Annotated in this window: 3 protein-coding genes; 2 read left to right on the forward strand and 1 reads right to left on the reverse strand. The window is 29.1% G+C overall.

Annotation, left to right across the window (positions count from 1 at the left end; all coding sequences use genetic code 11):
* The first annotated feature begins 113 nt into the window (after positions 1-113).
* The gene (locus LJD34_RS15810; protein WP_118474002.1) at positions 114-542 is read left to right on the forward strand and encodes an HTH domain-containing protein; all 429 of its coding nucleotides are present in this window, start codon (positions 114-116) and stop codon (positions 540-542) included.
* A gap of 17 nt (positions 543-559) precedes the next feature.
* On the forward strand, positions 560-1,591 hold the full coding sequence (locus LJD34_RS15815; protein ID WP_256188061.1) for an IS3 family transposase: 1,032 nt from the start codon (positions 560-562) through the stop codon (positions 1,589-1,591).
* Here the strand turns inward: LJD34_RS15815 and LJD34_RS15820 are convergent.
* Positions 1,538-1,924, reverse strand: a complete 387-nt coding sequence (locus tag LJD34_RS15820; protein WP_022002109.1) for a hypothetical protein — start codon at positions 1,922-1,924, stop codon at positions 1,538-1,540. The two genes, LJD34_RS15815 and LJD34_RS15820, sit on opposite strands and share 54 nt — an antisense overlap.
* Between the last annotated feature and the right edge of the window lie 102 nt (positions 1,925-2,026).

The following is a 2,026-nucleotide window of genomic DNA, read 5'->3' on the forward strand; positions in this document are numbered from 1 at the left end:
TAAAATGGACCCTGTAAAACGGACACAAGAAAAAAAGTACTTTGGTGCTTAGTCCTGTTTTACAGGGCTTTTATTTTGTGTATTATGATAATTGAAGGAATAGTGGTGTGTTTATGGGGGTTAATTATTTTACAGAAGAACAGGTTAAAGAACTTGAAAAGAATCCATATGTAAAGAAAGTTTCTAATAAAAGTATAACTTATGCAAAAGAATTCAAAGAACTTTACTGGATTGATTATCAAAATGGAATACAACCTATTGAAATATTTAAAAAATATGGATTTGATCCAAATGTATTAGGAGCTAAACGAAGAAATACTTTTACTGAGCGTTTAAAAAAACAAACTCAACGAGTAGAAGGATTTAAAGATACAAGAAAAGATAATTCAGGTAGACCATCTACCAAAGAGCTATCTTTAGAAGAACAGATCGAAAGATTGAAACATAAGAACAAGGTTCTCCAACAGGAGAATGATTTTTTAAAAAGAGTGAGATTTATCAACAGAAAGCAAATTTCAAAACAATCGAAGAACAAACAGTAAGAGAAAAATATGAACTTATCGATAGAACTTTAAACTCAAAAAATAATGTATTAACAGTTTCGTATCTTTGCGAAAATGCCGGAGTATCAAGAAGTGGATTCTATTCATGGAAAAAAAGGAAAAACGATTTATCATCAACATATAACAAGAAAGAAGAACAGGATCTTAAAGACTTCGAATTGATTTTAGAGGCCTACAATTTTAAAGGTTATGATAAAGGCAGACGTGGTATTCATATGCGTCTTCTTCATATGGGAGTCTTGATGAATCATAAGAAAATAACAAGATTGATGAAAAAATTTAATTTATTTTGTCCTATAAGGAAAGCAAATCCTGCAAGAAGAATGGCTAAAGCATTGAAGACATCAAATTATGCGGATAATATTTTAAAAAGGCATTTTGATGAATATGGACCTGGATATGTGTTAGAAACAGATATTACCTATCTATTTTATGGTCAAAAACGTTCAAAAGCTTATCTTTCTGTGGTAAAAGATGGTTTTACAAAACAAATTCTTTCATATGTATTGTCATCTTCATTGGAAGAGGATTTTGTATTAGAAACAATAAATCAGCTATTTGAAAATCATAAACATAACATTCATACTGATGCATTGATTCATAGTGATCAGGGTGCTCATTATACAAGCGTTATGTTTATTGATCTTCTAAAAGATTTAGAAATAAGACAATCAATGTCAAGAAGAGGAAACTGTTGGGACAACGCTCCCCAAGAGTCATTCTTTGGACATATGAAAGATGAGGTTGGCAAATATATAAATGCAGCATCAACGTATGATGAATTAAAAGAAGTGATTGATAGCTACATTGATTATTACAATAATGAACGTTATCAATACAAACTGGCTAAACTGTCACCAAATGAATATTTTGAGTATTACAAGACAGGAAACTATCCATTGAATCATATAACAAAAGAACCTGCTGAATATAAAGCAAAATTCAAACAGGTCAGACAAAATCTAAATAAGGACTTAACAATCAAAAGATTGATAAGTGTTATCAATAGAATATCTCATTTCAAATAACCCATTAGGTAGCTTGCATAAATGTTTAAGGATTAAATCAACATCATTATTTGAAAGAGATACATAACCAAGTTCATCCATCTTAGTAAAGATTACAGTTCCATTAAATACACCATCACAATCATTCAAATACCCTCTATATATAATAGTTGTATCATCATCATAAATGCTTAAATCCTTTACAAGAAGATAGATTGAAAGATCTTCTTCAAACAGATAATCACGATAATCAAAGACACCCAGTTCTCTTTTAACTAGATCTGTCATTCTTTTAGTTTTTAAAATTTTTAATTCATTATCTTTTATAATTATATATTTACAATATTTAGACATAAAAATATATCCTCCTGGTTTTTTATACCTTGAGAATATATTCATTTTTATTCAAATTTAAGTACTTTTTTATTTATTGTCCTTGACATGGGGTCCACATTA

The sequence above is a fragment of the Faecalibacillus sp. MSK20_93 genome (assembly GCF_020589945.1).
Lineage (GTDB): Bacteria > Bacillota_I > Bacilli_A > Erysipelotrichales > Coprobacillaceae > Faecalibacillus > Faecalibacillus intestinalis.

Excerpts from the sequence above, each read along its gene's own strand:
- LJD34_RS15810 (WP_118474002.1), top strand. The coding sequence starts at position 114 with ATGGGGGTTAATTATTTTACAGAAGAACAGGTTAAAGAACTTGAAAAG.
- LJD34_RS15820 (WP_022002109.1), bottom strand. The coding sequence starts at position 1,924 with ATGTCTAAATATTGTAAATATATAATTATAAAAGATAATGAATTAAAA.